The sequence below is a fragment of the Aquimarina mytili genome (genome assembly GCF_016735115.1).
Classification (GTDB): Bacteria; Bacteroidota; Bacteroidia; order Flavobacteriales; family Flavobacteriaceae; genus Aquimarina; species Aquimarina mytili.
In genome coordinates this window covers 1-4,799 of the sequence record NZ_JAERQJ010000023.1, presented here as the reverse complement: position 1 = coordinate 4,799, position 4,799 = coordinate 1, and the positions used below count along the sequence as shown (strand labels likewise).

Sequence of the window (4,799 nt, the reverse complement as noted above, 5' to 3'; positions counted from 1 at the left end):
CGGTGAACCCCATAAATGGTGTATCACATATAGGATGCTGAGCAAGTTATATTAAAAGAAAAAAGATGGTTTAAAGCAAAAAGGAAATATTTATTAACTTTAGAGAACTGGACTAAGGCTTTTCATAGGACACATTGTTGGCAGTAGTGTTTTTATATCACTTCTACGAGTTCAATATTATTTCCGCAAGTATCGTTAAAGACTGCATATTTCCACGTTCCCATTTTAGATGGTTTCACACTGAATTCGACTCCAAGTTTTGTTAGTCTCTCATATTCAGTATCAACACTTTTAACATCAAATTGAGTATAAGGCATTCCAGCTTCCATCAGTGCATCTTGATAGACTTTACACGGTTCAAAATGATTTGGTCCTGGTTCTAACAACAACTCTGGTCCATCTTGCCATTCAGGTGAAACGAGAGTTACCCATCTATTTCCACCTTCTAAAGGTTTGTCCTTCTTTATTTTGAAACCAAGTATTTCTGTATAAAACTTTACTGCTTTTTCTTGGTCTCGAACGGGAATGCTAACTAATGTTACTTTCATTTTTGATATTATTTATTATTTTCCAAAGTTCAGAACTACCAATATAATTTGCTTCTTGAAAGTTGCTCATTTTGAAATTCGCTTGGCGATTTTCCTGTTTTAGTTTTAAATAAAGTGCTGAACGAACCTAAACTTTCAAACCCGACAGCAAAACAGGTTTCAGTTACCGACATTCCGTTTTTCAACTGTTCTTTAGACTTTTCAATCCTCTTATCTATTAAGTATTGTCTTGGTGTTAGTCCATAATGTTTTTTAAATAAGCGTAATAAATGAAACTTGGACACAAAACGAAAACGGGATAATAAATCCAAATTCAAATTCTTGTCATAGTTATTGTCAATATAGTTCCGAACACCAATTACAGTCTCTATTTGCTCTTGGTTCGAGTAAATAATACTGTTAATTCTATTTATTTCTCTTTGGTAAAATGTCATTATTCAGTTTTCCTACATTACTGCCAACGTTTAATATATGTGTCGTAGCAGGGCAAATTGTTACCTCGCTTTTTGATTTTTCTGCGCATTGGTTGCTAACTTTTCCATTCTGCAAGCATTGCGCCTTTATAAATATACAACAACCATCCGATTCATCACTTAGCTGCTATGATCACATATATTGTTGTACAACGTTTTTTAATTATTTAGTTTTTTTAAACCTCTTTCTATAAATTTTAATCAAATATTCCAATCTTAATGAGTTGATATTTAGTTCGTTAACATAAAGTTCCATTTTGCCTTTATTTGTGCTCACAACAAGATATTCCTGTTGGATTGAAGACGAATAATTTGGTTTAACAATCACCTCCATTTTTTTTATTTCGGACCAGTTAATAAAAGATCCGTTTTTTAAAGTCAATCCTTTATTGGATAGTCTCAACTGAATTTTAGGTTCTTTTTTTGCTTTTTTTACATTTCGATAAACCCCATATAAAAACAAAAAAAATAGTAATAATGCTAAATATCTTAATCCATAAAGGTTAAAATAAACAGAATAAAGACAAAGAATCATTAATGTACTCCACAAAATATTTTCAGTTAACAATTTTGTTCTTGAAAGTTTAATTATTGTTTCATCTGGAGCATAGCTGTTTCCTTTCATTTATATTAAGAGAATTGGTTTATGTTGTACAACGGTCACGTATAACTGTCAGTTACGGGTTAAATTAGCCATTATTTTCGGTTTAGCACAAGCTTTAGTAATTACGTGTGGATTCGGACATAGTCGAATCCGCCTTAATTGTGGTTATACATTGTTGCGTACAGTTATTTTTTTCCGACTACTGTTTTTCAATTCTTTAATTTTCAATATTCTATTCATTATAATTCCGACATACGAGGTCAAAATTATAATCAGAGATAAAACGATTTGCCAAGGTTCAGATTTCAGGTCGGTAAATAATAATTCAAATTGTGGGATTTGTACCCAAGTCAAGATTATTATTAAAACTGAAAATATGAGCAATGATTTTAAATTCCGATTTGTTGATTTTGACTGATATCCAATTAAGATTTCTTTAGTGTAGATGATAAGTAGGCCGACTGTCAAGATATTTGGTAAGAGTAAATTCCATAATCCGTATTTCTCCTTAAATAGATTTCCGAATGTTAAGTATCCAAATGTTAGCCAACCAAAAATATAGATTATGGTCAGTGTAAGTCCTATCCATAACAATTTCAATAATATTTCTGGTTTCCATTTCTCCATTTCTGATGGTCAAATTGTACACAACGTTTCTTGTATGTTGCGTTTGCCTGCCGAAGGCGGCATATGCAATATACAAATTGTTGTAGGTAGTTTTTTATTATAATCCGTCAAATATTCCACTAATAAATTCTCCAATTCCTTCTAAAAATCCATCGAAAATATCCCCAAAGTCAAGCCAAGAAGCATCAATGTCTAAATCTGGGATGGATAGCCAATTAGCAGAAGTACTTGTCGCAAGTCCACTTAGCATTTCTGTTTTCATCCCAACGTAGTCGCATACTTCTCCTGTTATTTTATGGTATGCATCAAAGTCCGAATGAGAAGAAAATGTACACATTGCCCAACAATGCCAATCAATGCCACTAGAATCGTAGTATTTGGATTTTTTTGAAGCTTTTTTCACTTCCTCAGGCATATAATACTTTTTCTTTCCGTGCTCCTCTACTAATATTTTTCCAATGTCAGCGATATATTCTTTTTTATTAGTTGGAGCTGGAGGACATTTTAATTCCATAGGCTTTATTTTGGTAATTCAATTTTGATTATTTCGGCTTCTCCAATTTTATTTGGTCCTTCGTGGATCCACCATTTTCTGCCAATATTTAAATATTCATCAATCGGTTGTTTCAATAAAAACCGAACTAAAACTTCTTGAGTCTCACCAGGCATTATCCATTCGGTTTGTTCGAATTGAATATCTCCCATATATGCATACTTGAATTGTCCATTTGTTTGGTATTCAAAAACGTGATTTGGTCGGTATCCGGTTTTAATTCCTGTTTTCCGCCCTCCATTTTCGGTAGAAACTAATTTTAGATTTGCTTTTATGTGAATCAATTCAGGTGTTTCTTCAAGGTCAAAATCCGTAATACTGTAATCAGTGTATTTTCCAAAAGCGTGTGTGTCAAAAATTTTTCCGTAACCCAAGTCCAACCATCTTTTATAAATCAATTTTCCATTGAAATATAGATATAGTTCATTGTCATTTTTTATTTCCTTTCTTATTATCACTTTTCTGATGGATTACCTACAACGTTTAATATATGTGTTGTAGCAGGGCAAATCTTACCAAGCGATCGATATTTTCTGTGCTGATTTTATAATTTCCATACCATAAAATCTTTGCACCACAGCAAATATACGCGAACCCATTGATTCATCTGGTAGCTGCTATGATCACATATATGGTGTTGTAGTGCGTTTTATCTTAAACCTTTTACTTTTAGATCGGCATAAACTTCTTGGGTTCCGTGAATTTCCTTTCCAAATTTTAAGTCAATTGTATAGTCAATGTTGTATAAATTCAGAACTTCGTCCACTTTATCCTTTTTGTTTTTTGCAGCATTTATATCTTGTCTATATCTATTTAAAGGTCCAAACGCCATCGGCAGAATTAAAAATCCAACCCCCATAATTATAAATGGAACTGTAGAAATAACTCCGCCGTCCAGTGCATATTTACCTAAATAATATCCGCCAAACATTACAAATAGACCTATGAAAAGAAATATTCCAAAATTTACGTAAGATGCGATTTTAGTTTTTTTGACCTGTTCATAGTGAATATTTACTTCTTTTAATTTTTGTTCAAACTTTTCCCTCAAATCAATTTTCGAACAAGTTTTATTAAATTCGGGTTTTTTGTTTGTCAGTATACAGGTAGTTCCGTCTTTTAAACTCACGGTTTGGTTATCGCATAATTCGCAATGTCTGGCTAAATTCATTTAGTTATTCAATTTTAATGCACTACAACGTTTTATATATGTGTCGTAGCAGGGCAAAATGTTACCCTGTTTTTCGATTTTTCTGCGCATTGATTGCTAACTTTTACATTCTGCAAGCATTGCGCCTTACCAAAAATACAATAACCATTCGATTGTTCACTTTGCTGCTATGATCACATATATCGTGTTGTGTGCTTTTTTATCTTTTCCATATCCGTATTTTGTCAGAATCCAGAATATACTGTTCAGACTTTATGTAGTCAATTTTTTCTTGCAAAATAGTTTCGTCTAAATCGGACGCATTTATAAGTAAAGCATTTTCTAGGCTTTCAATAAGTATTTTCTCCGTATCAGATCTTTTAGAAATCAGGTTTCCGTTAAAGTATATCCTTCCGGGAAGCTTTTCAAATTCTAGAATATTCCAATTAACATTTTGCACAAGTTCGATTTCAAATTTTTGCTTTTTTTGATTCGTACAATTTAGAGTTACCGTACCTCCGTCCATCCAGGTGGATAATTCTTGAATTAATATTTGAGAAGTAAAATCTATTTGCAAATTCAGAAATTTATTAATTGCACACAACGGTTTGTGTATGATTAGTTGCGAGAAAGTACGCAGGTACTTTCCGCCGACGCTAAAGATAATTAATGCGTGTGAATTTCCTCAATGGAAATTCTGCAGCAATTACTTATAGCATCGATGAAAAAGCAGTAAGTCGAGTATCTTTAAAATGAACTAAAAATTAAAGATATGAATACTCAAATTACCGCTTGCCCTAAGTTATACATTGGTATCGACATTCACAAGCGAAGCTGGAAGGTT

General features: G+C 32.5%; 7 protein-coding genes. All 7 read right to left on the bottom strand.

Annotated features, from left to right (window positions below):
* Positions 1–152 precede the first annotated feature (152 nt).
* Complete coding sequence (locus tag JJQ60_RS21825) at positions 153–548, bottom strand: VOC family protein (RefSeq protein WP_201924767.1); 396 nt, start codon at positions 546–548, stop codon at positions 153–155.
* A gap of 35 nt (positions 549–583) precedes the next feature.
* Positions 584–982: a helix-turn-helix domain-containing protein gene (locus JJQ60_RS21820; RefSeq protein ID WP_201924766.1), complete on the bottom strand. Its 399-nt coding sequence runs from the start codon at positions 980–982 to the stop codon at positions 584–586.
* Between the two features lie 202 nt (positions 983–1,184).
* Complete coding sequence (locus JJQ60_RS21815) at positions 1,185–1,646, bottom strand: hypothetical protein (RefSeq protein ID WP_201924765.1); 462 nt, start codon at positions 1,644–1,646, stop codon at positions 1,185–1,187.
* Between the two features lie 703 nt (positions 1,647–2,349).
* Entirely contained in the window at positions 2,350–2,766 is a 417-nt protein-coding gene (locus JJQ60_RS21810) for a hypothetical protein (protein WP_201924764.1), read from the bottom strand.
* A 5-nt stretch (positions 2,767–2,771) separates the two neighbouring features.
* On the bottom strand, positions 2,772–3,263 hold the full coding sequence (locus JJQ60_RS21805) for a hypothetical protein (protein WP_201924763.1): 492 nt from the start codon (positions 3,261–3,263) through the stop codon (positions 2,772–2,774).
* A gap of 191 nt (positions 3,264–3,454) precedes the next feature.
* Positions 3,455–3,976 (bottom strand): hypothetical protein, encoded by a 522-nt coding sequence (locus JJQ60_RS21800; RefSeq protein ID WP_201924762.1) that lies wholly within the window; start codon positions 3,974–3,976, stop codon positions 3,455–3,457.
* A 199-nt stretch (positions 3,977–4,175) separates the two neighbouring features.
* Positions 4,176–4,532 carry a hypothetical protein gene (locus JJQ60_RS21795; protein ID WP_201924761.1) on the bottom strand — a complete coding sequence of 119 codons (357 nt, stop codon included), beginning with the start codon at positions 4,530–4,532 and terminating at the stop codon, positions 4,176–4,178.
* Positions 4,533–4,799: the final 267 nt, after the last annotated feature.